Source organism: Streptomyces sp. NPDC005962, assembly GCF_040629205.1.
GTDB lineage: Bacteria > Actinomycetota > Actinomycetes > Streptomycetales > Streptomycetaceae > Streptomyces.
This window is the reverse complement of the sequence record NZ_JBEXVE010000005.1, coordinates 333,399-359,188: the sequence shown is the minus strand read 5'-3', so window position 1 is coordinate 359,188 and position 25,790 is coordinate 333,399. Positions and strand designations below refer to the sequence as shown.

The following is a 25,790-nucleotide window of genomic DNA, read 5'->3' as shown; positions in this document are numbered from 1 at the left end:
CCGGTCAGCCCCGGTCAGCCCCGTCCTTCCCCGGCATCCTCCTCGGCGCCGGACCCGCACTCCCCTGTGGCGGGTCCGGCGCCGAGTCGTGTGCGCGGGGTCCCCGGGTCAGACCTCCACCAGGAGTTCCGTCAGCCCGCGGATCACATACCCCGGCTGCCACTCCGGCTCCCGGACCAGCCGCAGCCCCGGCGCGGCGCGCAGCAGCGCGCCGAAGGACGCGGCGAGTTCGATACGGGCCAGCGGGGCGCCCAGGCAGAAGTGGATTCCGGCGCCGAAGCTGAGATGGGGGTTGTCGGCGCGGGCGAGGTCGAGCGTGCCGGGCCGCTCGAAGCGGGCCGGATCGCGGTTGGCCGAGCCGAAGAGCAGGGCGACCTCGCTGCCGCGCGGGATGAGGGTGTCGCCGACCCGGATGTCCTCCAGGACCCAGCGCTCGAACAGCTGAAGCGGAGTGTCGTAACGCAGCAGTTCGTCCACGGCTGTGGACAGCAGCGCGTCCGGGGCGGCCCGCAGCCGGTCCAGCTGGTCGGGGTGGCGGAAGAGCGTCCACCAGCCGTTGCCGGTGGTGTTGACGGTGGCCTCGTGGCCCGCGTTCAGCAGCAGCACACAGGTGGACACCATCTCCTGCTCGGAGAGCCGGTCCCCCTCGTCGTGCGCGGCGATCAGCGCGCTGATCAGATCCTCGCCCGGGGCCTTGCGGCGGGCGGCGATCAGCCCGCGCAGATACTCCGAGAACTCCTCCGACGCCCGGACCGCGCGACGCGCCGTCTCCTCGCCCGGGTTCAGCTCGAACATCCCGCAGATGTCCGCCGACCAGGGGCGAAGCGCCGGGCGGTCGGCGGGCGGGATGCCCAGCATCTCGGCGATGACCTCGACCGGCAGCGGTTCGGCGACCGCCGCGATGAGATCGCCGCCGCCGGTGGCGACGAACGAGTCCACCAGCCCGGACGCCAGCCGCCGGATCGTCGGCACCAGCTCCTGGACCGTGCGCGGGGTGAACGCCTTGGAGACGAGGCGCCGCAGCCGGGTGTGGTCCGGCGCCTCCAGGTCCAGCATGCCGTTGCCGTTGAGGGTGTGGAACGGCTCGTGCTCGGGCGGCGGGGCGGTGCGGCCGAACTCCTCGTGGGTGAAGCGGTGCAGATACGTACGGCCCAGCCGCCGGTCGGTCAGCAGGGCGCGCACATCCTCGAAGTGCGGGATCAGCCACTGGCGGGAGGGCGCGAACCAGTGCGCCCTGCCCCGCTCGCGGAGGCTCGCGTAGGCCGGGTAGGGGTCGGCGACGAACGACGGCTGCCACGGGTCGAAGGCGGGGGCTGCGCTGCTCATGACCGGACCGTATCGCCGGACCGGCCCGTCCTCCAGAGGGCTTCGGCGGTTGCCCGAGTAGTCGGCTTGTTGTGGTTCAGCTTCCTGTGGTTCAGCTTGTGGTCAGCCTCCCGGGGTCACGAGCCGTGCCTCGTACGCGAAGACGGCGGCCTGGGTGCGGTCCCGCAGTCCGAGCTTCACCAGAATCCGGCTCACATGGGTCTTCACCGTGGACTCGGCCACCACCAGATGCTCCGCGATCTCCGCGTTGGACCGGCCCCGCGCGACCAGCACCAGCACCTCGTTCTCCCGCTCGGTCAGCTCGTCCAGCCGCTCCTGCGGGCCCGGCCGCCCCTCGCCGAGCAGGACGGACTCGCCGATCTGCGAGAACGTCGCGATGAGCCGCTTGGTGACGGAGGGTGCCAGCAGCGCCTCCCCCTCTGCCACCACCCGCACCGCCTCGCCGAGCTGACGGGCCGAGGCGTCCTTGAGCAGGAAGCCGCTCGCCCCGGCGCGGAGCGCCTGGTAGACGTACTCGTCGAGGTCGAAGGTGGTCAGCACCAGGACCTTGGCGTCGGCGTCCGCTGCCACGATCTCCCGCGTCGCCTCCAGCCCGTTCAGCACGGGCATCCGGATGTCCATCAGGACCACATCCGGGCGCAGCGCCGCGACCTGGGCGATCGCCTCGCGGCCGTCGACCGCCTCCCCGACGACCTCGATATCCGGCTGGGCGCCCAGCAGCACGGAGAAGCCCTCGCGGACCATCATCTGATCGTCGACGATCAGCACGCGGATGTTCGTCATGCTTCCGGCACCGCCGCCGCTGCGGGAGCCTCCGGGGGCGCCGTCTCATGGGCCGTCTCGGGCGGCGCCGCTTCGGGGGCCGGGATGAAGACGGTGACCTCGTAGCCGCCGTCCTCCTCCCTCGCCCCGGCCCGTATCTCCCCGTTCAGCATCGTGACCCGCTCCCGCATGCCGAGCAGCCCGTGCCCCATGCCCGGCGAGGGCGGCACCGCCTTGGTGGGCGGCCCGTTGACGACGCGCAGCCCGAGGCCGCCGAGCACGTACGCCACCTCGACGCGCGCGGTCGAACCCGGGGCATGGCGCAGCGCGTTGCTCAGCGCCTCCTGCACGATGCGGTACGCGGACAGCTCCACGCCCTGCGGCAGTGGGCGCACCGCGCCCGTCGTCACGTGGTCGACCGCCAGGCCCGCCGCCCGCACCCCCACGAACAGGCTGTCGAGCGTGGCCAGCGTGGGCTGCGGCGCCTCGGGGTCGGTGTCCGTATCGCTGTCGTCCGCCCGCACCACTCCGAGGACCCGGCGCAGCTCGGTGAGCGCGCTCACCGCGTTCTCGCGGATGGTCGCGAAGCTCTTGGTCAACTCCTCGGGCGGGTTCTCCACCCGGTACGGGGCCGCCTCCGCCTGAATCGCGATGACGGACATATGGTGCGCGACGACGTCGTGCAGCTCCCGCGCGATGGTCGCGCGCTCCTCCAGAGTGGTGCGGCGGGAACGCTCCTCGACGGTCACCGACTCCTGCACCGCGATCCGCCGCTTGCTCTCGCCAAGGGTGTGCCCGGTGACGACGGCGCAGAGCACCAGCCCGGAGACGAACAGCACCTGGACGGAGTCCGAGGTGTACCGGCTGTCGGCGTCGAAGTACTCGGCGGCAGCCGCGAGAAGGGCCGTGAGCAGCCATATCTCGGCGGCCGCCCGGGGACGCGTCCGGGCCGCCGTCACCACCATCACCAGGACGTGCGAGATGGCCAGCGGAATGGGCCACGGCCAGCCCACCATCTGATCCAGACCCAGCAGCCCCAGCCCCGACGCGGCGCTCGCCCCGAACGACAGCCACCAGGCGCCGACCGGCCGGAACATCGTCAGCAGCAGCGGCACCCCGCTCAGCAGGGCCAGGACCAGGCTCATGTCGTCGGGCACCAGGATGACCGACTGTGCCATGACGTAGAACGCGCAGGCCGAGAGCGCGGCATGCGGCAGCCAGCCCACGTATCGCCGGGCCCGCTCCGGGGCCCGGCGCATCAGCGGATGCCCGGAACTCAGCGGCGGCAGCGGACGGATGGCGAAGGCGTCCTTGATCAAATCCTGCCGCAGGCCGGACAGCGCGCTGCGGGCGATGCGGAGTTCGGTCCGCGGAATCGTCTGGGTCACGTCACACACCGTAGGGAGCGGTGCGGCTCGACGTCGTCCCCACAGATGGTGATTGTCGGACGTCCCTCTCAAGTACTACGAGGGTGATGATCCCGCGGTGAGCCGGGCGATCTCGTCGGCGACCGTGCGGGCGGCGGCGGTGGCCGGGTCGATCAGCGGGAAGTGCCCGACGTCGGCGATGCGCACCACCCGCGGCGGCTGCCCGGCGACCGCCCCGGCCACCGCGAAGGAGTCCGCGACCTGCGGCGGAACGTCGACGTCCGTACCGCCCTGCACGAGGACGGTCGGCACGCCGGTGGGCAGCAGCGCGGCGGGATCGGCGAGCGGCAGCCGCGCCGCGAGCCGGTCACCGAGCAGCTGGTCGACGGCGTCGGAGCACACCCGCAGCGCGCGGGCGGCGGTGAGATCCGCGATCGGGGCGAGCGCGACGACGCCGCTCACGCGGGGAGGGGCGGGCAGATGCCACCGGGCGTGCGGCGGCAGACGGTGCCGGGCCGCCGCCCACAGCGCGGCATGCCCGCCCGCGGAGTGCCCGGCGAGCACGACGCGCTCGGCGTCGACCCCGTCGAGCCCCAGCTCCCGCACGAGCCGCGGCACCCGGTCCACGACGGCGGCGATGTCGTCAAAGGTCTCCGGCCACCGTCCCGCCAGGTGCCGCACCCCTGGCGGGTGCTCCCGGTCCTCCCCGCCCGCCGCACCGCCACGGTCCAGCCCCGCGCTGCCGCCCGTCGCGGCCTCCCGGCCGTGGAGGTCCTGCGCGGCGCGCGGGCCTTCGGCGGCGCCACGCCCGGCGGGCGACGCCCCCGCATCGCTGCCCGCAGCGGCGGTGCCGGGCTCTGCGCCGGGCTGCCCCTGCGCGACGCGCGAGCCGTCGGCGACGCCGCGCCCAGCGGCCGACGCCCCCGCGCCACCCATCCCGCCCGCGGCATCGCCGCCGCCGGAAGCCGCCGGGCCGCCGCCATGGCCGCCCGGCGCGGACTCCCCGCTGTTGCGCTCTGCCCCGAGCTCCCTCTGCGCGGTGCACGGGCTCTCGGCGGCGCCGCGCGCAGCGGCTGCGCCATCCCTCCCGTCCCCGGCAGGGTCGCCGTCCGTGCCCTGTGGGACCTGGCCGAGGCGTTCGGCGGCGGCGGGCTCGGCGGGTGGTGCCTCCGTGGGGCTTCCTGCGGTGGCGGGGCCGCGGCGGTATTCGGGGAGGGCTACCGCGAAGCCGCGTTTCGTCAGGTAGGCGGCGAGGGGGGAGAGGTGGTGGCGGTCGTAGGGGGCTCGCCAGGCGCCGCCGTGGAAGAGGACGACCAGCGGGGCCGGGTCCGCCGGGGCGTGGGGGAGGTGGAAGTCCACCACCTGGTCCGGGTGTTCGCCGTACGCGGCCGTCGCATCGGGCGCCACCAAGGGGTGGCCGAAGAGCGACGCCTCCTCGGCGGCCGCGTCATGGCGCATCGGTCAGCCCACCTCGCCCCGTACCTCGCCCCGCAGGTCGGCCAGCACCTCGGCCAGCACCCGGGCCGCTCGCTCCACCTCGGCGAAGCCGGTGTAGAGCGGGGTGAAGCCGAAGCGCAGGACGTCGGGGCGGCGGAAGTCGCCGACGACGCCGCGCCGGATCAGCTCGGCCATCGCCGGGCCCGCGTCGGCGCAGCGCAGCGCGATCTGGCTGCCGCGTTCCGCGTGGGCGGCCGGGGTGACGGACTGGACGCGTCCGGCCGGGACGTACTCCTCGACGCACCGCAGGAAGAAGTCCGTCAGGGCCAGGCTCTTGGCCCGTACGGCCTCGACCGGGACGTCGTCCCACACCTCCAGCGCGGCTTCCAGCGCGAGCATGGAGAGGATGTCGGGGGTGCCGACGCGGCCGCGTACCGCACCGTCGGCGGGGGTGTAGGCGGGGGTCATGCCGAAGGGGTCGGCGTGGGAGTTCCAGCCGGGGAGCGGGGAGTCGAAGCGCGGCTGGTGCTCCCGCGCCACGTACAGGTAGGCGGGCGCGCCGGGGCCGCCGTTGAGGTACTTGTACGTGCAGCCGACGGCGAGGTCGACCCCGTGCGCGTCGAGCCCCACCGGCAGCGCGCCCGCGCTGTGGCACAGGTCCCATACGACGAGGGCCCCGGCCGCCTGCACGGCGGCCGTCGTGCCGGGCAGGTCCTGGAGGCGGCCGGTCCGGTAGTCGACGTGGTTGACGAGCGCGACGGCGGTGCGCGGCCCGACCGCGGTCGGTACGTCGCCTGCCGCCACGGCCCGTACGGTGCAGCCGGTCATGCGGGCGGCGGATTCGGCGATGTAGCCGTCGGTGGGGAAGGTCGACTCGTCCACCACGATCTGGTCGCGGTGGGCGCCGCGCTCCTGGGCGATGCGTACCGCGGCGACGACCGCTTTGAAGACGTTCACGCTGGTCGAGTCGGACACCACCACCTGGCCGGGGGCGGCCCCGACGATCCGCCCCACGCGGTCGCCGATCCGCTCGGGGGCGGTCCACCAGCCGCTCTCCTCCCAGGAGCGGATGCGCATCTGCCCCCATTCGCGGGCCACGACGTCGGCCAGCCGGGCGGGGACGGCGCGGGGCAGCGCGCCGAGCGAATTGCCGTCCAGATAGACGGTGTCGGCGCCGGTGTCGTCTTCAAGGGCGAAGGCGTCGCGCTTGGCGCGGAGCTCATCGGCCGCGTCGAGCGCGGCGGCCTCGTCCGTCAGCTCCGTGGAGAGCGTCGCGTCAGACATGGCTGCGCGCCGTCCACAGCTCGGGGAAGACGTTCTTCGCGGCGCGCTTCTCCAGCCAGGCGACCCCGGCGGAGCCGCCGGTTCCGGTCTTGGCGCCCATCGCCCGCCGGGTGGCCACCAGATGGTCGTTGCGCCAGCGCCACACCAGTTCGGCGACCTCGGTCAGCCCCTCGCCGAGCCGGATCAGCTCGTCCTCGCCCCGGCCGGAGTAGATCTCCTGCCACACCCGTTCCACCCCGGGGTCCGGTTCGTACCGGCGGGTGGGATCGCGGTCCAGCGCGGCGGCGGGTATGGCGTGGCCGCGGCGGGCCAGGAAGCGCAGCACCTCGTCGTACAGGCTCGGCTCGGTCAGCGCCTTCTCCAGCTCCGCGTACTCGCGCGGCGCGCCCCGGTGCGGGACCAGCATGGACGCCGACTTCTCGCCGAGCAGGAACTCCAGCCTCCGGTACATCGCGGACTGGAAGCCGGAGCCGTCGCCGAGCGCGGAGCGGTACGCGTTGAACTGGCCGGGCGTGAGGTGCGCGAGCGGCTTCCAGGACGCGTTGAGCGACTCCAGCTCGTAGGTGGAGCGCCGCAGCGCCGCCAGCGCGGTGGGCAGGTCGTCCTCGCGCAGCGCCTGCGCGGCGGTGTGCCACTCGTGGACGATGACGGTGAACCACAGCTCCATGACCTGGGTGGTGACCAGGAAGACCATCTCGCCGGGGTCGTCGGAGAGCGGGTGCTGGAGGTGGGTGAGGACGGACGCCCGGACGTAGTCCTCGTACGGGGTCGTGCCCTGGAAGTCCAGATGGGGCGCTTCCGGCTCACCCTCGGACGGGGCGCCGCCGGGCAGAGTGCCATCGGACGGGGCGCCTCCGGTCAGGACGGTGCCGCCGGACAGGTCGGCTTCGTCGGGGGCGGATTTCGGGGCAGGCTGCTGCGACATCGCATCTCCTGAGTACTGCTCGCCACCGGGTAGCGGTCCGCCCCATCCCTTCGGTCTCGGAGCCCCGGTCCCCTCAGAGGCCACCTCAGTGGCCCCTGCCCGCATCATGCGTGCCGCGCGCGCCGCCCGCAAGTGCGCTCCGCACGGGCACACGAGCGCGAAAAGGGCCTGCCGGCGCGAAAGCGCCACCGGCAGGCCCACACCCCGGGAGAGGTCAGGAGAGCGTGTCCGCCGCGGTCGGGGAGCTCTCACGCAGGAACGACGCGCAGCGCTCGTACTCCTCCTGCTCGCCGATGGACTGCGCGGCGCGGGCGAGCGCGTGCAGGGCGCGCAGGAAACCGCGGTTCGGTTCGTGCTCGAAGGGGACAGGACCGTGGCCCTTCCAGCCACTGCGCCGCAGCGAGTCCAGTCCACGGTGGTAGCCGGTGCGGGCGTACGCGTACGACTCGACCACCCGGCCGTTCTCGAACGCCTCGTCGGCGAGCTGGGCCCAGGCGAGCGAGGAGGCCGGGTACTTCGCGGCGACCTCGGTGGGAGCCGCACCGGACGCGAGCAGTTCTCGCGGCTCGGGGTCGTCGGGCAGATGGGTCGGGGGCGGTCCCCCGAGCAGATTCTCGTGAATGGCCATGGGTTCCAGTCTGCCGGACCACCCGCCCTGCCCGCCGCCCCACACCAACCTCCGGCCACACGACACCGGCCGACACGGGCCGATACAGGCCGACGCATCAGCCGACGGCTCAAGCGCGGCGCTTGCGCGGGCGTTCCCCCGGGTCCAGCGGCGGGGCGCCCACCCCGCAGTGATACGCGCACTCGGGACGGCAGGGACGCTCCTCCGCCGCCTCTTCCCCAGGCTCCCCGGGCTCGGGCTCCGCGCCCCCGACTCGCTCCAGCGCGTCCGCCCGCACCGTGCGCCAGGCGATGAGCGCGCCCACCACCAGCACCGCCGCGCAGATCGGCATCGCCCGCCGGAAGGAGTCCGAGAACCGGTCCGCCGAGCGGTACGCCTCCGGGCCCATGCCCGCCAGCAGCGGCAGCGCCGCCACCGCGACCAGTCCCGCCGCCCGCGCCGCCGCGTTGTTGATGCCGCTGGCCAGGCCCGCCCGGCCGACGTCCACCGAGGCCAGGACGGTCGCGGTGAGCGGGGCGACGAGCACCACCATGCCCAGCCCCATCACCACCAGCGCGGGCAGCACGTCCCGCCAGTAGACGGCCCCCACCCCGGCCCGGGTCATCAGCAGCATCCCCGCCGCGCACAGCAGCGGGCCGACGGTCAGCGGGATGCGCGGGCCGATGCGCTTGCCCAGCTCGCCGGAGCGGGCCGACAGCAGCAGCATCAGCAGGGTCGTCGGCATCAGCGCGGTCCCGGCGACCAGCGCGGAGTAGCCGACGACCACCTGGAGGTTCAGCACGACCAGGAAGAAGAAGCCGCCGAAGGCCGCGTAGACGCACAGCGTCACCGCGTTCACGGCGGTGAACTGGCGGGACGAGAAGAGGGTGAGCGGCAGCATCGGCTCGGGGCGGACCCGCTCCGTGTAGACGAAGGCCACCCCCGCCAGCAGCCCGCCCACCGCCGGCAGCACCACGGAGAGCGAGGCGCCCCGCTGCGGCGCGGCGATCAGCGCGTACGTCACCAGGCCGAGCGCGAGCGCGCCGAGCACCGCGCCCAGGACGTCGAAGCGGCCGTGCGCCCGCGGATCGCGGGACTCCGGTACGTGCCGCAGCGCGACGGGTACGCACACGGCCGCCAGCGGCACGTTGAGGAAGAACACCCAGCGCCAGCCCGGACCGTCCACCAGCCAGCCCCCGACGAACGGCCCGATCGCCGCCCCCACCCCGCCGAAACCGGACCACAGCCCGACCGCCCGGGCCCGGTCGTCGGGGTGGATGACCGACTGGATCAGCGCCAGCGAACCGGGGGTGAGCAGCGCCCCGCCGACGCCCTGGAGCGCGCGGGCGCCGATGAGCACCCCGGCGCTCGGCGCCATCCCGCACAGCAGGGACGCGAGCGCGAACCACACGACCCCGACGACGAACACCCGCCGCCGCCCGAAGCGGTCGCCGAGCGCCCCGCCGAGCAGGATGAGCCCGGCGAGGGTGACCATGTAGGCGTTGACGGTCCACTGGAGGACGCCGAGATCGGCGCCGAGATCGAGGCCGATGCGCGGCAGGGCGACGTTGACCACGGTGCTGTCGAGGAGCGCCATCGCGGACCCCAGCACGGTGGTGAGCACGACCCACCGCCCGGCGGCACTGGACAGCCGTACCGCGTCGGGAGGCGCGCTGTCAGCCATACCAGGATCATCCCCGCCTCCCCCGCGGGCGGCCAGCCCACGGACAGAAACCGCGCGGGCCCGGGACCCCGCCGCGGAGGCGGGGGCCCGGGCCCGGAACGGAACCGAACGGCGCCGGTTACTTCAGCTTGGTGCCGGTGGAGCGCAGGTTCGCGCAGGCCTGCGTGACGCGCTCGGCCATGCCCTTCTCGGCCGACTTGCCCCAGCTGCGCGGGTCGTAGGTCTTCTTGTCGCCGACCTCGCCGTCGACCTTCAGCACCCCGTCGTAGTTGCGGAACATGTGGTCCGCGATCGGCCGGGTGAAGGCGTACTGGGTGTCGGTGTCGAGGTTCATCTTCACCACGCCGTTCTCCAGCGCCGTGAGGATCTCCTGCTCCGAGGAGCCGGAGCCGCCGTGGAAGACGAAGTCGAACGGGTCGGTCTTGCCGGACTTCGCGGCGAGGCCGTCCTGCAGCTGACGCAGCAGCTCAGGGCGCAGCACGACGTTGCCCGGCTTGTAGACGCCGTGGACGTTGCCGAAGGAGGCGGCCAGCAGGTAGCGGCCCTTCTCGCCCAGGCCCAGCGCCTCGGCCGTCCGCTCGACGTCCGCGACGGTGGTGTACAGCTCGTCGTTGATCTCGTGCGAGACGCCGTCCTCCTCGCCGCCGGTCGGGGTGATCTCGACCTCAAGGATGATCTTGGCCTTGACCGCCTCGGCCAGCAGCTCCTGCGCGATGCGCAGGTTGTCGTCCAGCGTCTCGGCGGAGCCGTCCCACATGTGGGACTGGAACAGCGGGTTCTGCCCGGCGGCGACGCGCTCCTGGGAGACCGCGAGCAGCGGACGGACATAGCCGTCCAGCTTGTCCTTCGGGCAGTGGTCGGTGTGCAGCGCGATGTTGACCGGGTACTTCTTGGCGACGACGTGCGCGAACTCGGCGAGCGCGACCGCGCCGGACACCATGTCCTTGCTGTACTGGCCACCCAGGAACTCGGCACCACCGGTGGAGATCTGGACGATGCCGTCGCTTTCCGCCTCGGCGAAGCCCCGCAGCGCGGCGTGCAGCGTCTGCGTCGAGGTCACGTTGATCGCCGGGTAGGCGAACTTGCCTGCCTTCGCCCGGTCAAGCATCTCGTTGTAGATCTCAGGGGATGCGATGGGCATCTGTCCGCTCCTTGTGATGTGCGGGTGAGGTTCTTGGCCCTGACCTAGGGGAATGTCGTGCGGAATCCTGCGGCGACGTCATCGTCGGGGCCATCTTCCCAGACTCCGCCGTTTGCTCCACCCGGCGCACGCGGGGACCACACGGACGGGGGGTGCGATGTTTCACGTGAAACCTCCCCCGAATAATCCCAGGTCAGCTCAGGCCGAGGTCGGCGAGCGAGTACGCCGGTACGTAACGCAGCCCGGCGTCCGCGATCGCGGGCGCGGCCCCGCGCTCGACGATCGTGGCGACCGCGACGACCTCGGCGCCCGCCTCACGCGCCGCCTCGACGGCGGTCAGCGGCGAGCCGCCGGTGGTGGAGGTGTCCTCGACCACCAGCACCCGCCGACCGGCGATGTCCGGGCCCTCGATCCGCCGCTGCAGACCGTGGGTCTTCTGCGCCTTGCGGACGACGAACGCGTCGAGGCGGCGGCCCCGCGCGGCAGCGGTGTGCAGCATGGACGTGGCCACCGGGTCGGCGCCCAGGGTCAGACCGCCCACCGCGTCGAAGTCCAGGTCGGCCGTGGCGTCGAGCATGACCTGCCCGACCAGGGGCGCGGCCTCGGCGTCCAGGGTGATCCGGCGCAGGTCGATGTAGTAATCGGCCTCCTTGCCGGAGGAGAGGGTCACCTTGCCGTGGACCACGGCCTTGTCCTTGATCTGCTGCCGCAGGGCGTCACGCGCTTCGCTCATGCGCACGAGCTTAGGCGGTGTCCTCGCCGTGCCTCACGCCCGTGCCTCACGCCAGCTCGCGCCAGCTCCACTTCATGGACATCTCCAGCGGCTCGATGGGCGTGACCAGGCGGGGAAGGGTGTTCAGCCCGTTGGGCGGCCCGGACTGCGGCTCGACGCACACCGCCTCCCGCTGCTCGTCGTAGATCACGACCCATTCGCTGCGGCTGGTGACCTTGAGTTCGAGCCGCTCCGGCCAGGTCAGGGTCACGTCCACGCCGTCCGGCATGCCGAAGCAGTCGTCCCACGGGCCGGGGCGCGGCGGGACGCGGTTTCCGGTGGGGAGGTGGTTCTCGCCGCGCTCCTCCTGCCATTCCGCGGTGAAGGACAGCTCGACCTCGGCGCCGCCCTCGCCCAGGTTTCGCAGGAACCACGGGTGCCATCCGGCCTGCGCCGGGAAGGAGTCGCCGTCCGTCTCCACGCTCATGGTGACGGTCAGCGCGTCCGCGGTCAGGTCGAAGTGCTGGGTGACCCGGCCCTCGTACGGCCAGGGGTCGGCGAGCTCGTAGGTGAAGGCCGCGCTGTCCGGTGCGGTGCGGACCGTGCGCCAGGCGAGGTCCCGGCCGGTGCCGTGGATCGCGTGCGGCGGGGAGTTGACGGGCAGCTGATGGCTCCGGCCGCCGTCGCGGAACCGGCCCAGCTCGACCCGGCCGCACCAGGGCACCATCGGAAAGGCCCCGTACCGCGGACCCTGCCGCAGCAGCTCCGTACCGCCGATGCGCAGCGAGCCGATACGGCAGCCGCTGTCGGGCGAAACGGTCAGCTCGGCGTCCCCGGCGGTGAGCCGGACGCCCTTGGTCTCCGTTGTCTCTTCGGTCACGCCACGACCCTATGCGCCGCCGCTCGGCAGCGGCGACCGATCAGCGGCGGCGGCGCAGGACCCGCCGTCCGACGACGACGGCCGACGCGAGCACCACGGCCGCGGCGGGCGCGGCCCAGCGCAGCGCCGCACTCGTGGACCCGGCCTCGGGCGCCGGTACGGGGGCGTAGCGGCCGCGGGGCGGGGCGTGGTCGACCTCCTCGGTCGAGCGGCCGATCATGGTGCGGCGGGCGTGCGCGGCCTCGGCCGGGGGCTCGTCGTCGTCCAGCCCGCCCAGTTCGGCGAGGGCGCTGATGTCGTCGATCTGGTCGACGTCGTCGAGGTCGCCGATGTCGTCCACGTCGACGTCCTCGGCCTCCTCGACACTTTCGGCCTGACCGGTGTCGTCAGCGTCGTCGGTGTCGTCGCCGCGCAGCGGCAGCTCCGCCTCGGCGAGGGGGTCGTGATCGGCGGGCGGGGTGATCGGGGACGCCTCCAGCCCGGACGCCAGCGCCGCCCCGAAGCGGTCCAGCATCCTGCGGGCCACCGTCTCGGTCGCGTGCGCGTCGAACTCGGCGAGCCGCCCCTCGCAGCGCACGGTCCCGGAGCAGAGCAGCCCCGTACCGCCGCCGTCCACCGCCCGGGGCGTCACGGTCAGCGCGAGCTTCACCGAGCCGCCGCCCCGCGCCTCGGCGCCCTCGCCCTCGACCTCCACGCCACCGCCGCGCTCGGTGATGCGCAGCGAGCCGCGGTAGGTGATGGTCGATCCGCCGATGCGCAGCCGCAGCCGCCCGGCGAGCGGACCCGCGTCCTCATCAGCATCCTGCTGGAGCCCGGGGACGCAACGGGCGATGCGGTCGGGCTCCGAGAGCGCCTGCCGGACGGTGTCGACGGGAAACGGAACGAACACCTCATGCTCCATAGGTCAAGACACTACCCATCGCGCGTTCGCTGAGACCCGTTCCCACGCAACTTTCGCCCTCGACGTATCAGTCGCCGTAGCGGGGGTGCATGAGGGTCGACGGCGGCAGATGCCGCTCCCGGCTCCGTTCGGCCGCGCGCCGCGCCGCGTCCAGACCGGCCGGGGTGAGCGAGCGCGGGCGGGGGCCGTGGGGGGCGAGTGCCAGCCGGACCGGGGTGCGGGCCGCGAGCAGGAAGCCCCAGTCGCGCGGCCCGTCGCCGGTCGGCCCAATGCCGGTCGGCCCAATGCCGGTCGGCCCGTCGGCCGCCGCACCGCCACGCGCGGGGCGCGCCGGGCGCGCCGCCACCACGTACGGCACCGTCCGCAGCCCCACCGACCGCATCGTCGCGTCGACCGTCCAGTACGCGCGGGGCTGCGGGCCCGCCTCCCCCGCGTGCACGGCGAGCCGTCCGCCGGGGGCCAGCACCCGCTCGGCCAGGCCGTAGAACTCCTGGGAGTACAGCTTGGTGCTCGGTGTGAGCCCGGGCTCGGGCAGATCGCACACCACGACGTCGTACGCGGCGCTCCGGCGCAGCCAGTCGAAGGCGTCCGCGGTGACCACCCGCACCCGCGGATCGCGGTAGGCGCCCGCGTTGAGGGCGGAGAGCCCGGGGTCGCGGCGGGCCAGCCGCACCACCCCGGGGTCGCGTTCGACGACGGTCACCGACCGGACCCCGCCGTACCGCAGGACCTCGCGGGCGGCGAGCCCGTCGCCGCCGCCCAGCACCAGGACCCGGCGGTGCGGTCCGGCCGCCATCGCCGGGTGGATCAGCGCCTCGTGGTAGCGCAGTTCGTCGTGCCCGCTGACCTCCAGCCGCCCGTCGAGGAACAGCGACAGCGGCCGCCCGCGGGTCCGGCCGCCGGTGAGCACGACCTCCTGGACCCCGGTGCGCAGCGCGACGCGCACCTCCGGCCCGTACACGGCCTGCCGGGCGGCCCGTTCGAAGGACGGGGTGAGGACGGCGCCCGCGGCCAGCAGGGCCAGCACCAGGGCGTTGACGACGATCAGCGCCCACCGGGACCGTGCGCTCAGATCGCGGCGGAACAGCCACAGCACCAGCGCCCCGCCCGCGACCGCGTTGACCGCGCCGGTCACCAGCGCGCCGGTCAGCTGGCCGAACGCGGGCAGCAGCAGAAATGGGAAGGCGAGCCCGCCGACCAGCGCGCCCACATAGTCGGCGGCGAACAGATCGGCGACCGCGCCGCTCGGGTCCTGCCGCCGCACCCGCTGGATGAGCGTCATCAGCAGCGGCACCTCGGCGCCGATGAGCACACCGATCGCGAACGAGAACCCGACCAGCGCGGAACGCGACTGCCCCCACCACGCGAAGCACGCGTACAGGGCCATCGCGGAGCAGCCCCCGAGCAGCGCGAGCACCGCCTCGACGGCGCCGAACCCGACCGCGGCGCGGCACCGCAGCCGCTTGGCCAGCAGGGAGCCGACGCCCATGGCGAAGACCATCACCGACAGGACGACGGAGGCCTGGGTGACCGAATCACCCACCAAGTAGGAGGCGAGGGCGACGAGTTCGAGCTCGTAGACCAGCCCGCAGGCGGCGCAGACGAAGACGGTGACGAGGATGAGGAAGCGGCCGAACCCGGCCCGCACGGGCAGCCGCACCGGACTCTCGGACTCCGGCACGGGCATCGGGAATTCGGTCACGAACGGAACGCTACGTTACAAAACACCCACGCTTGGTCACCCACAAGGGTGTACTGGCGGCCGCTCATCCGTACACCGCATCATCCGCACACCGGATCAGCGGGAGGACACCGGAGCGGCGGGCGGCCGGAGCCGCATCGGTATGGACGTCGCCCCCAGGCAGGTACGGGTGGTGACCAGCCGCCCTTCCTGCGGGTACGCGTGCCAGGTACGCCACCCCACCGTGCCCTCGTGGCACTGCGCGAGCAGCGCGGTGAACGCGTGCGGGCTGCCGGGGAACGTCCCGGCCAGACCGTGCGGATGGTCGGCGACCAGGGCGAGTAACTCCTGCGCCCGCCCGGCGAACGACCCCTTGGACAACTCCTCGACGCGCGCCGCGAATTCGTACTCACGGCCGTCGACGAGGGTGGAAACCCCCAGCGGAAGCGGGGTGCGGCTGCCGGACATACAGGCCACGGTCTCCGAGCAGCGCCCGTCCTCCGCTTCGAGGAGGACTTGGTGCGAGGCCCCGAGAAGCCTCAACTGCACTGCGAAACCGTGAAGTCGGAGGTCGAGCACGGCCAGGGCCGGAAGCGGTTCCCGCCCCAGGGCCCAGGCCAGGTCGTCGGCGCGGGTGTCGGTGTAGGCAGTCGTGAGGGTTGTGAGCATGGGTCGGCTCCGCAAGCACGCAGGGGAAAGGTGGACCGGCTCGCCCCGCGGTGGTCCAGGGGCATGCGGATACGCCGGCTCGTGCCCACGTGGGGTCCGTAGGGCGGTGGTATACGGAATCATGAAATGGTCGGCACCACATCGTTTTTACCCACCTTCGCCGGGTTTCCACCCTCTAGGGCGGTCCCCAGCTCAAGTGTTCAACACGCATGCGCCCGGCGCACGTTGGCGCGCCGGGCGCATGGGCGAAGCGGTTCCGCGGGTTCTCCCGGCTCCCCCGAGAGCGGTTCCCCCTACGGACACGGCTCAGGCGCCGCCCCCGCAGCCACCGCCACCGCCGCCGCCACCACCGCCGCAGCCCCCTCCGCCGCCGCAGCCGCTACCACCACCGCAGCCACCACCGCCGTGATGGCCCCCGCCACCACCGCAGCCGCCGCCGCTCGAACCACCACTGCCGAGCCACCAGCCACCACCGGCCGCTCCGGACGACCCCGCCCCGTACGCCCCCCGGCGACGGCCGGTCCGCTTCCTGGCCTTCCCGGCGCTCAGCGCCGCCACCGCCGCGACCGCGAAGACCACGACGACGAACACGATGACAAAACCCATGGGGTCCTCACTCCTTCCATCCCCCGTAGCGAGCCCCCGTAGCGAGGTACCGCTCTGTCGTGTCTGCCGGGCTCCTGCCCGGCTTTGTCCCCCTCAAAAGCCGAGTTGAGGAAGTCCAGAGGTTCGACGGAGGATGGGCCCATGGGACGACCGCTGCTCAACCACCGGCTGGCCGCATTGCCAGCAGGTTGCCGCCGAAATCCGCAGCGGCATCGTGGCAGGCGAGTACAAGCCCGGAGCCCCGCTCCCCTCAGACACCCAGTTCATCGAGCGCTACAAGGTCAGCCGCCCCACCGTCCGCAAGGCCATCGCCGCACTCCGCCCCAAAGGACTCATCGAGGTCATCCCGGCAAGGGCAGCTACGTTCGCGCCCTCCCCGCACCGTCGATCCCCAGCCGGACCACCCCATGAGCTGTCCAGGCAAGGGGGTGGTCCGGTGTTTGCTTATTCGGTTGTTGCGACCGAGCCGACCTCAGTACTGCTGTCGCCCACCCGGGTAACGGACCGGCTTTCGGCACTCCGGAGCGTTTGCCGGGGCAGGCTCGTCGCCGAGCGCATAGCACAAGGCGGCGTGCAACTGCTCTGCCTCAGCCATCGTCAGCACCAGCGAAGCCAGGGACGCGCGACCAGGGCGGATGACGTGAAGCGGCAGTTCAAGGAGACCGTCTTCCCTACGGCGCAGACCACGCCCCGGTACGGGACCGACTTGCCAGCCTTCCGGCCTATCACTCATCCGCCCGCCTCACTCTCTTGATCCGATCCGTCGTCCTCTTCGGCGAGGCCAAGGCGCCTGCCGCGACTTTCAGCGATCCGGAGCACATCACGCAGCGCCTCGATCGAGGCTGACCTCTTCCCCGCGCAAAGTCGGCTGAGCCGACACCTGGTACACACGCGGCATACGCAAAGTCGGGGCATCCCCGCAGACCACCGGTGAGCTTGTCTTGACCGTGCGATGGCGTCCCTGGCCGGGTCGTAGCACTCTCCTCAACGGTTCGAAGATCCTGCCGATACAGTTCCGCATGTCGACCTGCTTCCTCAGGTTGGCCACGCCCCGGGGCGCATGCCCGCGTCGCCGGGGTCCTGTGGCGGTGTAAACCGGCTGAGTATTCATGCTGGTGACATGCGAAGCCCCCAACTTTCACAGTTGAGTGAAAGCCGGGGGCTACTTCGGTGAAAGTGCTAGAGACCCACCCAGACGGCCAGATGATCGAGGGTGTCCGGAGTACGCCGGGACAGGTGGATCAGGCTCCTGATGGTCTCTCGTGCTCCTGAGTGATACCGCGTCTGCTGCGGAGCCAGTTTGCGTGCGGTGACGATGGACTTCAAGGCCGCTTCGGTACGGCCCGCCTCCATCTGAGCCCGTGCCTGGTCCACGTAGAAATGAGCGGCGCGGGATGCAGGCCAGTCCTGTGGTATCCGCACCTTCGCGGCCTCTCGCAGGGCCTCGCCGTAGTGACGCATCTCGACATGAGCAGATACGGCGTGCAGCCTGACGTTCGTGGGGCCAAAGGACAGCCAGTGCACGTCCGTGGCCTCACCCACCCGATCCGCGTAGGACTTCGCCTCTGCGAGGTGGGTCGCCACCGCGCCTTCGTCCTCGGCACGGGCAGCGATGATGCTTGCCCCGAGGTGAAGCTGTCCGGCGACGGCTTGCCGCTCTCGCGTCTGCGGAGCTTGCCCCAACAGCCCCTGTCCGGATGCGACGAGTCGCCGTCCGATGGTGTACTCGCCCTCTCGGAAGTAGACCAGGGCACGCATGTACTGGCGCACAGCTGACAGCAACGGGTCGGAAGCCCGGGACGCGGCCCAGTCCATACGGTCCAGAGCCACGGTGGACAAGTCGTAATAGCCCAGCTTCACGGCCAGGTCATGCGCAGTGCGGTAGGTACTCGACAAAGCGGCCCACAACTCGGACGACGGCGTCTGATACGCGGCTGTGGTGATCTCCGCCATCGTGCCGGGGAGATGAAGAGCAGCGTCATGGAGCTTCGTGGCCCGGACCTGATCACACAGAGTCTGAGCAGCGGCGATGAGCTGAGGAGTGGGACGCGGCTTGATCGCCGGATCGGCCCCCAGGTCGTAAAGGTCGAGGGCTTCACGGATCGGGCGGACCAGCGCCGCCAACCGGTCCTGCTGCAGCTCGGTGACGTAGGGCTGGCCGGTCAGCGCGGTGACATCGATGCACAGCGCTCTCGCCACAGCGGCCACCAGGTCGGGGCTGGCTGGCTTGTGCCCGGATTCAACCTGGGTCAGGAGGCTGTATGAGTAAGGGATCTTCTGAGCCAACCCACGCTGAGTCAGCCCAGACCGTTTCCGGTGATGTGCGATCCGAGCGCCCGGGTGCTCGTCGTCGGGGAGCGACACACATGCCTCCCTGTCGTCACTCACTCACTCAACGGAGACGCTACCCGCTCGGTCACGGCAGAAGACGGTGAACGACGATCTCAACCCCGAGCGCGCGGGGTTTGCGGACGGAGGGTGGCGCACGGTGGACTGCACGCATGACCGCGAACCGTGTCCTCTACCTGTTCGGAAGCGCCGCCCCGCCTGTCCTGAACATCGCTGGCGTCATCGAACGAGCGCAGGCGGCCGACTGGGATGTCTGCCTCGGATTGACCCCTACGGCCGCACGCTGGCTTGACGACGAGCTGCCAGCATTGGAGGAACTGACCGGGCACCCGGTGCGCAGCCAGTACAAGCTGCCCCGAGAGCCCGACGCATGGCCACCCGCGGATGCCGCGGTCCTGGCACCCGCCACCTTCAACACGATCAACCAGTGGGCCCTGGGGATCACCGAGAAGTTCATCGTGGGATTCGTGGCCGAGGCCATCGGCAAGGGCATCCCCACCGTGGCCATGCCGTGCGTCAACGCCGCCTACGTCCAGCACACGCAGTTCGACACCAGCGTTGCCACGCTGCGCGCGATGGGAGTGCGCGTGCTGTACGGGGAAGGCGGATTCGTACCCAACAAGCCGGGCCAGGGCCGACCGGAGAACTACCCGTGGCACCTGGCCCTTGAGGCGGCTGCGTCAGCCCTCAGTGCCCGCGCCCCCAGGCGGGCATGAACAGGGGTTGGCAGAGGCGAAACCTCAGCACGCAGCGAGCAACTTTTCCACAGCCGTACGGATCGAGTCCTCCCGCTTGCAGAAGGAGAACCTGACGAGCCACTCCGGAGCGTCAGCGCTCTGGTAGAAGGCCGATGTCGGAATGGCCACCACGCCTGCCCGTTCCGGCAGTTCACGGCAGAACGTCACGCCGTCCGCGTAGCCCCACGGCCGTACGTCCGCTTGGAGGAAGTACCCGGCATCCGCCCGGTACGGGCGCAGTCCGGCCCGAGTCAGGCCGTCGCTCAGAAGGTCCCGGTTGTGCCGCAGGGTCTCGCGCAGGGTCCCGGCCCACTCCTCCACCGAGCCGAGGGCATGGGCCAGCGCCTCCTGATACGGCGTCCCCGACGCGTAGGTGAGGAACTGCTTTGCCGCAGCGACCGCAGCGACCAGCGGAGCCGGACCGGAAACCCAACCGATCTTCCACCCCGTGACGCTGAACGTCTTGCCCGCCGAGGAGATCGTCAGCGTCCGCTCCCTCATGCCGGGCAGCGAGGCAATCGGGAGGTGGTCCAGGCCGTTGTACACCAGGTGTTCGTACACCTCATCCGTGACGACCGTCAGCGAGTGCTCCCGCGCCACCTCGGCGATCAAGGCCAGCTCATCGGCCGTGAACACCTTGCCCGTGGGATTGTGCGGCGTATTCAGCAACAGGACCCGCGTCCGCGTCGTCACAGCCTCGCGCAGCGCGTCGGCGTCAAGGACGAAGCCGTCACCGTCGCCCACCAGCGGCACGGCTACCAACCGAGCGCCAGCCAGCCGAGCATCCGCCGCATACGCGTCGTAGCAGGGGTCGAAGGCCAGGACCTCGTCACCCGGATCGCAGAGCGCCAGCAGAGCCGCAGCGAGCGCTTCCGTCGCGCCCGTAGTGATCAGCACCTCACCTTGCGGGCGGTAGTCGAGGCCGTACCGGCGCAGTTGATGTTCCGCGACAGCCTCACGCAGCGCCGGGAAACCGGCAGCGGGCGGGTACTGGTTGTTACCCGATATCACCGCTACGACGACGCCCTTGAGCAAGGTCTCAGGGCTGCCGAGTTCCGGTACACCCTGCCCGAGGTTCACCGCCCCCGTACGGCGGGCCAGCTCGGTCATCTCCGTGAAGATCGACGTTCCCATGCCCCGCACCCGCGCCGCAGGAGCCCAGTCCGCCGTACCCACCATGCCGCGTGCATCGGCCGTCCCGCTCGTCCCCATGCGCCCCTGCTTCCCGTGCGTCCGTCCAGGAGGTTCGACCCTCACGATAGGCGCAGACGGCCGGGCACCGGACCTCTGGTGACCAGCGCCAAGCCATCACCGGAGGTCAGAGGGCATGCGCAAGATGTGTGCGAACAGGGGTTGACCTGGGTCACCGCCACTCCCGAGCTGGTCACGGCCGCGACGACCTTCGCGCCAAGCGCGACCTCCTGGCCGACGGCCTCACCGACGCGGGCTTCACGGTCTTCCGCCCCTCGGGCACGTACTTCATCACCACCGACATCCGCCCCCTCGGCGAGACCGACGGCTTCGCCTTCTGCCGCGCCCTCCCCGAACGCTGCGGCGTCGTAGCCGTCCCGAACGCCGTCTTCTACGACCACCAGCCCCAGGGCGCCCCCTTCGTCCGCTTCGCCTTCTGCAAGCGCGAGGACGTCCTCAAGAAGGCGACAACCCGCCTCAAGCGGCTGTGATCCGCGAAGGGGCTGCCATCAGGCCGCATGCAGGGGCCACCGCTGTCATGCGTGTGTCACAAAATGGCCGTGCTGGTCGCCTCGTGACGCGGGACCGGTGACCATGGATCCGTTGATGCGGTCCATGCGACCAGGATCTTCACCAGCGGACGGGGCGGGTGTGAGCGAGCACATGACGGGCTGGGATCCGAGGCCACGGGGCGTCTCGGGCAGGACGAGGACGACAGGTGAGGGCACGGGGAGGCCCGGCAGCGCGGCACGGCGCGCGTCGGGCCCCGGCCCGGAGATACCGGGGGTGCGGGTCGGATGATCAAGCCGGAGGAAATTCCCCAGTACACCGGCAACCTGGAACTGCTGGAAAAGGCCCACGGCAACCTGAAGACCGATGCCGGGCACATCCGCGACACCGGCGCGGATGTCCACACCCACTTCCAGGGCCTGTCCGCCTACTACAAGGCGCCTGAGGCCGAGCGGCTCTTCGCGTCCACGAAGCCGGTCAAGGACCGGGCCGACGGCTTCGCCGACGACCTGGGCAAGGTCTCCTCCGCCCTGTCGGAGTACGCCACCGAGATCCGGCCCCTGGTCACCAAGCTGACCCAGCTCAAAGCCGACGCGACCACGTTCGTCAACGACAACAAAGACGACGACGACTGGGAATACGACGGCGACAAGGTCGACGAACACAACCAGCTCCGCGACGACATCACCAGTACCGTCGCCGCCTTCTGGGCAGCGGAACGCACCTGCCACAACAAGATCACCGCCCTCTTCGGCGGCACCCAGATGGTCGCCGGCGACGGATCAGACCGCAAAAACCAATACGGCTTCGCCGCCGACGACCTCAAGAACGCCAAGCTCCCCTGGGGCGACCCGGTCGAAGAGAAGCACCACGCCTGGGAAATCGGCCACTGGGTCAAATCGTTCGTCTGGGACGGCGTCATCGTCGACGGCGTCTGGGGAACCATCAAGGGCCTGGGCACCCTCGTCGGCTGCGGCGGCTGGGACGCCATGGGCAAAGCCTGGAAAGGCCTCGCCCAACTCGGCACCGGCCTCGCCATCAGCACCATCCCCGGAGCCAGGGAAGCCTTCTGGTCCGCATCCGACGACCAGCTCCCCTCCTGGCTCCGCGACTCCCGCAACACCATGAAACAGACCGGCAAAGCGCTCGTCGCCTGGGACGAATGGGGCAAGAACCCCGGCCGCGCCGCCGGAGCCGTCACCTTCAACGTCGTCACCACCGTCTTCACCGGCGGAGCAGGCGGCGCCGCCGCCGGAGCCGGTAAGGCCGGCGCCATCGCCAAAGTCCTCTCCGCGACCGGCAAAGTCGGCCGCGTCATCGACCCCATGACCTACGTCGCCAAGGGCGCCGGAGCCGGACTGTCCAAAATCGGCGACATCGCCAAGGGACTCAAAGGCATCCAGGCCATCGAGATCCCCAAACTCCCCGACGGCACGATCGAGCTCCCCGAGGGCACCGTCAAACTCCCCGACGGCACCGCCCAGCTCCCCGAGGGAGCAGCCATCCCCGACGGCGCGGCCAAGCTCCCCGACGGCACCATCAAACTGCCCGACGACGCACCCGCGCTCCCGGAAGGCACCACCAAGCTACCCACCGCCCCGGGCGACCCCGCCCGGTACTACGACCTGGACGGCAACTTCCTCGACGAACACGGCAACGTCCTGGACAGCATCGACAACGCCCGCAATGAACCCTCCCCGAACACCAACCCGGCCTCCGACGCGAACGTGCCCCACGTCGACAACCCCGTCAAGGAACCAGCCCTGGTCGGGGTCGGCGCCCGCACCGCCGACAACGCCGCCCACATCCGCCTGGGCAACGACGCCGACAACATCGGCCGCGCGGGCGACGACATCCCCGGCGGCCGTGCGGGCGACAACACTCCTGGAAGCGGCGCGACGCACCCGGTGGGCGGCTCGGCGGACAACATGCCGCACGCCAGCCACAACACTCCGGACAGCGGAGGTACGCCCTACACCCCGGGTACCGGTGCCGCGGACAACGTGGCGACCGGTGGCAGCCACGCCGACGTCACACCGGGCGGCGGCGGGCACACGGACGTCACACCGGGCGGCGGACACGCCGGGCCCCCGGCGGGCGGCATCGGTAACGGCCCGGGCATTCCGCACCAGGGCGGCGGCCGCGCCGACATCGGCGGCCCTCCCCACGGCACCACCTGGGCCGACCACGGAGTGCCCGAGCCCCGGAATCCGCACACGTACACCGCCGCAGAGCGCCAGTCGATCATGCACTACCAGGTCGAGCGCGCGAACAACGACCTCGCGTACCGCAAGGAGTACTACAAGAAGACCGGTTACCGGATCGACGTCGATCGCGCCGACGGGACGAACCTCGTGCCTCCACAGCTCGTCAAGATGGCGGATGGCAGCTGGAAGCCGAAATCGGATCTCGCGCCGCCGCTCAAGCCGGAATACCTCGATGACATTCCACACCAAGAGGGCCCCAAGTCGGCCGACACCGCGACGCGAGAGAATCTCAATGATCTTGCCGACGCACGTCGCCAGGCCAATGCCGCGGACCGGCCATTCCACACTGCGCACGGAGATGCCAGGAAGGCATACAAGCTGCACGGGACGGACGAGTTGAAGGCCCTCCTCGACGAGGCCGCCGAAAGGCACAGGGAACCGCACGCCACAGCCACCAAGGCAAATGAAGCCTACGGCGAGGCGATAGCGCGCGAACATGCGATTCCTCAGCATTACCCGAATGCCGATGAATTCACCCTGCACGGGCCGAAGAACGGAAAGGACCAGTTCGACCAGGTCTACAAGGAAGGCGATCGGTACATCGTCGTCGAGGCAAAAAGCCATGTCGACACACCTCTGGGCGAACGTCGCGTCAAAGGCATCAGGCACTCCCAGGGTTCGCGCGAGTACTTCCTTGACATTCTCAAAGAGATGAAAAAGCGGCGTCGTGAGTATCACAGCGAAGGGCATCTCGCCACCGAGCTGCGCAAGGCCCTCGACGAAGGCCGCCTCGATTATGTCGTCGTCAAGGGCCAGGACAACCCCGGAAAGTACACTGGTTACACCATGCAGAAGTTCGATATCAGGGAGCCCTCGTGACCGTGACCATTCCCCGCCATGGCGCCCCCGGCCCTGATGACGAGGGCTATGCGAGCTGGCTCGTCGAGAGCACGATCGAGGAGATCGATTCTCTGGAGCAGAGCCCGGGGATGATCGACGCCCTGTGGAACTCGGTGCAGACGTGCGTCATGGGCCGCGCCACGATCGACCCCAAGGGCTCCCACATCGACACCTGGGAAGCGGTCGTCAACGCGATGCAGGTGGGCTCGGCGGTCTTCCGGGTCGTGAGCGCCACCGAGGGCACGCTGGAGTGCCGTATCCATCACGAGATGCGGACCTTGCCGGCCATGGGTCCCCGGCCCTTCGCCAACGCCGCCGCGTGGCTCGACGCCTTCTGGTTCGCCATCATCTGCCGCGACCGGCAGCGGCTGACCGAGCTGTCCGAGGTGCCGATGGAGGTGCTGCGCGCTTCCGGGGCCGAGCACGACGACTACCTCTACCACTGGGTCGCGGCCTTGCAGGCGTACTGGACGGGGCAGAAGTCGGCCTTGGTGGAGGAACTCTCGGCGACGTTCGAGCGCTCGCACCCCGACGTGGTCGAAATCGCCCCGCAGGACTGGCTCCGGTGCATTTCGTACCCGCCGGTCGATCTCTTCTACCGCTTCATCAAGCGGGACCACGACCGTTTCAACGAATCCCTCACGGAAGCCCTTGAGCTGCACAAGGCGTACTGGACCGCGACAGAGGACCGCGAGAAGGACGTCGACGGCCTGTGGGCCATCGCCCCGCTGGCCATCACCTGCCTCGCCTACGACGGCGACTTCCCCCTCGAGGTCGAATCGGAGTACCTGCCGGTCTTCCTGCTGAACCGGAGCCGGGTGGGCGAGTTCGACACCTGACCGACCACCGCTATCCGCCGCCCCGCAGTGCGGTGGCCGGGCGTTGCCGCAGGGCGATGCGGGTTGTCAGCACTCCGGTGACGAGCGCGAGCGCGCCCGCGCCGCCCACGATGAGGGCGAGGGTGGGCGCTGGGAGGGACGGGTAGGGGCCGGACGCGCAGTGCAGAAAGGTGCTCTTGCCGGAGCCGGACGGTCCCATGACGGCGGTGAAGCTGCCGTAGGCCAACTCCGCGGTGACGTCGTCCAGGGCCGTCACCCCACCGCGGCCGCGGCCGTATGTCCTGGTCACCCCGGTCAGCCGCACGGCCCGGTCCGGCCCCTGGCGATCCGTTCGTCTCCCGGCGCCCTCGTTCACATACAGCCCCTCTCGCTATCCGGTCGCTATCCGGCAGGGGACGTTCCGCAACGGCCCCGGACATGGCAAGAACCCGGCGGCGCGCCGTCGTCCTGACGGGCGGCGCGCTGGCCGGGTTCTCGTGCTCTGGTCTCGTGCTCTGGTTGTCGCTGTGCCTGTATGACGTATGACGCCGAACGGACCGGGTCAGGCCTCGTCGTCGCCCGGCTTCTCGTCGCCGGACTCGGCGTCGGTCTCCAGACCGAGCTGTTCGATCAGCCAGCGGTCGAACTCGATCGAAGCCCGCACCCAGCTGACCGTGCTGGATACGAAGTGCTCCAGGCTGACGCCGGTGCCGATCAGCATCTGCGCCTCACCGATCAACCGGACCGTGCCGTCGTCATTGGTGTGGCTGTAGACCTTGGGCCACAGGGTGCGGCGGTTCCAGTCGTCGATCACCTCGAGCAGCTGCGGCTTCAGTTCGATGCCGTGCGGCCGGTCGTAGAACGTCCGGACGGAGAAGACCTGCTGCTCCTCCTCACCACGGAACATGAAGTACGTGCGGAACTGCTCCCACGGCGCCGCGAGGTCTCCCTCGTCGTCGACGACGTACTTCAGCTCCATCTGCTCCAGCAGCTGCTTGACCAGGTCCTGGTCGGGCAGCACGGGGCCGCTCGCACCCGCCTGTTCGGGCTCGGGCTGGCCCCCGAAATTCGGAATCGAGGACGGGTCGATGCTCAC

At 71.1% G+C, this 25,790-nt stretch carries 22 protein-coding genes and 3 pseudogenes; 5 read left to right on the top strand and 20 right to left on the bottom strand.

What is annotated here, in order from left to right; genetic code table 11:
* Positions 1-108 precede the first annotated feature (108 nt).
* The 16 genes and pseudogenes from ABZ370_RS11915 to ABZ370_RS11840 form a co-directional block, all read right to left on the bottom strand.
* Positions 109-1,326: a cytochrome P450 gene (locus tag ABZ370_RS11915; protein ID WP_358619293.1), complete on the bottom strand. Its 1,218-nt coding sequence runs from the start codon at positions 1,324-1,326 to the stop codon at positions 109-111.
* Positions 1,327-1,428: 102 nt separating this feature from the next.
* Positions 1,429-2,109: a response regulator transcription factor gene (locus ABZ370_RS11910; RefSeq protein WP_358619291.1), complete on the bottom strand. Its 681-nt coding sequence runs from the start codon at positions 2,107-2,109 to the stop codon at positions 1,429-1,431.
* Positions 2,106-3,476 carry a histidine kinase gene (locus ABZ370_RS11905; protein WP_358619290.1) on the bottom strand — a complete coding sequence of 457 codons (1,371 nt, stop codon included), beginning with the start codon at positions 3,474-3,476 and terminating at the stop codon, positions 2,106-2,108. The genes ABZ370_RS11910 and ABZ370_RS11905 overlap by 4 nt, the downstream gene beginning before the upstream one ends.
* Positions 3,477-3,551: 75 nt before the next feature.
* Positions 3,552-4,391, bottom strand: a complete 840-nt coding sequence (locus ABZ370_RS11900; RefSeq protein WP_358619333.1) for an alpha/beta hydrolase — start codon at positions 4,389-4,391, stop codon at positions 3,552-3,554.
* A gap of 258 nt (positions 4,392-4,649) precedes the next feature.
* Positions 4,650-4,913: pseudogene (locus ABZ370_RS11895) on the bottom strand (alpha/beta hydrolase); the annotation flags it as partial.
* Between the two features lie 3 nt (positions 4,914-4,916).
* Positions 4,917-6,176, bottom strand: coding sequence for a kynureninase (kynU, locus tag ABZ370_RS11890; protein ID WP_358619288.1), 1,260 nt, complete (start codon positions 6,174-6,176; stop codon positions 4,917-4,919).
* Positions 6,169-7,101, bottom strand: coding sequence for a tryptophan 2,3-dioxygenase family protein (locus tag ABZ370_RS11885; RefSeq protein WP_358619287.1), 933 nt, complete (start codon positions 7,099-7,101; stop codon positions 6,169-6,171). Before ABZ370_RS11885 ends, kynU begins: the two co-directional genes overlap by 8 nt.
* A gap of 214 nt (positions 7,102-7,315) precedes the next feature.
* A complete protein-coding gene (locus ABZ370_RS11880) occupies positions 7,316-7,729 on the bottom strand; it encodes a DUF3151 domain-containing protein (RefSeq protein WP_358619285.1) in 414 nt (137 codons plus the stop codon).
* Positions 7,730-7,838: 109 nt separating this feature from the next.
* Positions 7,839-9,392: a DHA2 family efflux MFS transporter permease subunit gene (locus ABZ370_RS11875; protein ID WP_358619284.1), complete on the bottom strand. Its 1,554-nt coding sequence runs from the start codon at positions 9,390-9,392 to the stop codon at positions 7,839-7,841.
* 118 nt (positions 9,393-9,510) lie between these two features.
* A complete protein-coding gene (gene fbaA, locus ABZ370_RS11870; protein WP_358619283.1) occupies positions 9,511-10,533 on the bottom strand; it encodes a class II fructose-bisphosphate aldolase in 1,023 nt (340 codons plus the stop codon).
* A 193-nt stretch (positions 10,534-10,726) separates the two neighbouring features.
* Entirely contained in the window at positions 10,727-11,266 is a 540-nt protein-coding gene (pyrE, locus tag ABZ370_RS11865) for an orotate phosphoribosyltransferase (protein WP_358619281.1), read from the bottom strand.
* 46 nt (positions 11,267-11,312) lie between these two features.
* Positions 11,313-12,125 (bottom strand): aldose 1-epimerase, encoded by an 813-nt coding sequence (locus tag ABZ370_RS11860; protein WP_358619280.1) that lies wholly within the window; start codon positions 12,123-12,125, stop codon positions 11,313-11,315.
* A gap of 40 nt (positions 12,126-12,165) precedes the next feature.
* Positions 12,166-13,026, bottom strand: coding sequence for an SRPBCC domain-containing protein (locus ABZ370_RS11855; protein WP_358619279.1), 861 nt, complete (start codon positions 13,024-13,026; stop codon positions 12,166-12,168).
* Between the two features lie 67 nt (positions 13,027-13,093).
* Positions 13,094-14,713, bottom strand: a complete 1,620-nt coding sequence (locus ABZ370_RS11850; protein ID WP_358619331.1) for a polyamine aminopropyltransferase — start codon at positions 14,711-14,713, stop codon at positions 13,094-13,096.
* Between the two features lie 111 nt (positions 14,714-14,824).
* On the bottom strand, positions 14,825-15,376 hold the full coding sequence (locus ABZ370_RS11845; protein ID WP_358619278.1) for a DUF2617 family protein: 552 nt from the start codon (positions 15,374-15,376) through the stop codon (positions 14,825-14,827).
* A 306-nt stretch (positions 15,377-15,682) separates the two neighbouring features.
* Entirely contained in the window at positions 15,683-15,982 is a 300-nt protein-coding gene (locus tag ABZ370_RS11840; RefSeq protein WP_358619277.1) for a hypothetical protein, read from the bottom strand.
* A gap of 133 nt (positions 15,983-16,115) precedes the next feature.
* Between ABZ370_RS11840 and ABZ370_RS11835 the strand changes: the two are divergent.
* A pseudogene (locus ABZ370_RS11835) lies at positions 16,116-16,372 on the top strand (winged helix-turn-helix domain-containing protein); the annotation flags it as partial.
* A 789-nt stretch (positions 16,373-17,161) separates the two neighbouring features.
* On the opposite strand, the gene ABZ370_RS11830 reads toward ABZ370_RS11835, so the two are convergent.
* The gene (locus ABZ370_RS11830; protein ID WP_358619275.1) at positions 17,162-18,346 is read right to left on the bottom strand and encodes a helix-turn-helix transcriptional regulator; all 1,185 of its coding nucleotides are present in this window, start codon (positions 18,344-18,346) and stop codon (positions 17,162-17,164) included.
* Positions 18,347-18,483: 137 nt separating this feature from the next.
* On the opposite strand from ABZ370_RS11830, the gene ABZ370_RS11825 reads away from it, so the two are divergent.
* On the top strand, positions 18,484-19,047 hold the full coding sequence (locus tag ABZ370_RS11825; protein WP_358619273.1) for a flavoprotein: 564 nt from the start codon (positions 18,484-18,486) through the stop codon (positions 19,045-19,047).
* A 24-nt stretch (positions 19,048-19,071) separates the two neighbouring features.
* On the opposite strand, the gene ABZ370_RS11820 is transcribed toward ABZ370_RS11825, so the two are convergent.
* On the bottom strand, positions 19,072-20,178 hold the full coding sequence (locus ABZ370_RS11820; protein WP_358619271.1) for an aminotransferase class I/II-fold pyridoxal phosphate-dependent enzyme: 1,107 nt from the start codon (positions 20,176-20,178) through the stop codon (positions 19,072-19,074).
* A gap of 281 nt (positions 20,179-20,459) precedes the next feature.
* Between ABZ370_RS11820 and ABZ370_RS11815 the strand changes: the two are divergent.
* The 3 genes and pseudogenes from ABZ370_RS11815 to ABZ370_RS11805 all read left to right on the top strand — a co-directional run.
* Positions 20,460-20,750: pseudogene (locus tag ABZ370_RS11815) on the top strand (aminotransferase class I/II-fold pyridoxal phosphate-dependent enzyme); the annotation flags it as partial.
* A 306-nt stretch (positions 20,751-21,056) separates the two neighbouring features.
* Positions 21,057-23,855: a hypothetical protein gene (locus ABZ370_RS11810; RefSeq protein WP_358619270.1), complete on the top strand. Its 2,799-nt coding sequence runs from the start codon at positions 21,057-21,059 to the stop codon at positions 23,853-23,855.
* Entirely contained in the window at positions 23,852-24,715 is an 864-nt protein-coding gene (locus ABZ370_RS11805) for an immunity 49 family protein (RefSeq protein ID WP_358619268.1), read from the top strand. The genes ABZ370_RS11810 and ABZ370_RS11805 overlap by 4 nt, the downstream gene beginning before the upstream one ends.
* Positions 24,716-24,725: 10 nt before the next feature.
* Here the strand turns inward: ABZ370_RS11805 and ABZ370_RS11800 are convergent, their stop codons facing one another.
* Together ABZ370_RS11800 and ABZ370_RS11795 are read right to left on the bottom strand one after the other, a co-directional pair.
* Positions 24,726-25,070 (bottom strand): ATP-binding cassette domain-containing protein, encoded by a 345-nt coding sequence (locus ABZ370_RS11800; RefSeq protein WP_358619267.1) that lies wholly within the window; start codon positions 25,068-25,070, stop codon positions 24,726-24,728.
* Between the two features lie 186 nt (positions 25,071-25,256).
* On the bottom strand, positions 25,257-25,790 hold the full coding sequence (locus ABZ370_RS11795) for a YbjN domain-containing protein (protein ID WP_358619266.1): 534 nt from the start codon (positions 25,788-25,790) through the stop codon (positions 25,257-25,259).

Excerpts from the sequence above, each read along its gene's own strand:
- ABZ370_RS11915 (WP_358619293.1), bottom strand. The coding sequence starts at position 1,326 with ATGAGCAGCGCAGCCCCCGCCTTCGACCCGTGGCAGCCGTCGTTCGTC.
- ABZ370_RS11910 (WP_358619291.1), bottom strand. The coding sequence starts at position 2,109 with ATGACGAACATCCGCGTGCTGATCGTCGACGATCAGATGATGGTCCGC.
- ABZ370_RS11900 (WP_358619333.1), bottom strand. The coding sequence starts at position 4,391 with ATGGGTGGCGCGGGGGCGTCGGCCGCTGGGCGCGGCGTCGCCGACGGC.
- kynU (WP_358619288.1), bottom strand. The coding sequence starts at position 6,176 with ATGTCTGACGCGACGCTCTCCACGGAGCTGACGGACGAGGCCGCCGCG.
- ABZ370_RS11885 (WP_358619287.1), bottom strand. The coding sequence starts at position 7,101 with ATGTCGCAGCAGCCTGCCCCGAAATCCGCCCCCGACGAAGCCGACCTG.
- ABZ370_RS11880 (WP_358619285.1), bottom strand. The coding sequence starts at position 7,729 with ATGGCCATTCACGAGAATCTGCTCGGGGGACCGCCCCCGACCCATCTG.
- ABZ370_RS11875 (WP_358619284.1), bottom strand. The coding sequence starts at position 9,392 with ATGGCTGACAGCGCGCCTCCCGACGCGGTACGGCTGTCCAGTGCCGCC.
- fbaA (WP_358619283.1), bottom strand. The coding sequence starts at position 10,533 with ATGCCCATCGCATCCCCTGAGATCTACAACGAGATGCTTGACCGGGCG.
- pyrE (WP_358619281.1), bottom strand. The coding sequence starts at position 11,266 with ATGAGCGAAGCGCGTGACGCCCTGCGGCAGCAGATCAAGGACAAGGCC.
- ABZ370_RS11855 (WP_358619279.1), bottom strand. The coding sequence starts at position 13,026 with ATGGAGCATGAGGTGTTCGTTCCGTTTCCCGTCGACACCGTCCGGCAG.
- ABZ370_RS11850 (WP_358619331.1), bottom strand. The coding sequence starts at position 14,713 with ATGCCCGTGCCGGAGTCCGAGAGTCCGGTGCGGCTGCCCGTGCGGGCC.
- ABZ370_RS11845 (WP_358619278.1), bottom strand. The coding sequence starts at position 15,376 with ATGCTCACAACCCTCACGACTGCCTACACCGACACCCGCGCCGACGAC.
- ABZ370_RS11840 (WP_358619277.1), bottom strand. The coding sequence starts at position 15,982 with ATGGGTTTTGTCATCGTGTTCGTCGTCGTGGTCTTCGCGGTCGCGGCG.
- ABZ370_RS11825 (WP_358619273.1), top strand. The coding sequence starts at position 18,484 with ATGACCGCGAACCGTGTCCTCTACCTGTTCGGAAGCGCCGCCCCGCCT.
- ABZ370_RS11820 (WP_358619271.1), bottom strand. The coding sequence starts at position 20,178 with ATGACCGAGCTGGCCCGCCGTACGGGGGCGGTGAACCTCGGGCAGGGT.
- ABZ370_RS11810 (WP_358619270.1), top strand. The coding sequence starts at position 21,057 with ATGATCAAGCCGGAGGAAATTCCCCAGTACACCGGCAACCTGGAACTG.